General features: G+C 69.1%; 1 protein-coding gene. It reads right to left on the minus strand.

Features of this window, described 5'->3' with window-relative positions; all coding sequences use genetic code 11:
• Positions 1 to 379 (minus strand): endo-1,4-beta-xylanase (locus tag K7640_RS29805; RefSeq protein WP_222958278.1); only part of this gene is annotated, 379 nt, incomplete at both ends.

The following is a 379-nucleotide window of genomic DNA, read 5'->3' on the forward strand; positions in this document are numbered from 1 at the left end:
GGTGATGCCGGTGCAGCGGGACACGGCCAGGCAGGCGCGGGTGACCGCGGCGTACATGTTGGCCTGGTTGCCGCCCTGGGTGATGTCCAGCTCGGTGATCTGCACGTCGACGCCGAGGTCGGCGAAGCGCTGCAGGTTGGCCTGGTAGTCGCCGGGCATCGTGGTGCCCAGGTGGGACTGGAAGCCGACGCAGTCGATCGGCACGCCGCGGGACTTGAAGTCGCGCACCATGTTGTAGATGCCCGTCGACTTCGCGTTGATGCCGTCGGTGTTGTAGTCGTTGTAGCAGAGCTTCGCGCCCGGGTCGGCGGCGCGGGCGGCGCGGAACGCGGCCTCGATCCAGTCGTTGCCGGTGCGCTGCAGGTTGGAGTCGCGCCGG

The sequence above is a fragment of the Micromonospora sp. PLK6-60 genome (assembly GCF_019890675.1).
GTDB lineage: Bacteria > Actinomycetota > Actinomycetes > Mycobacteriales > Micromonosporaceae > Micromonospora.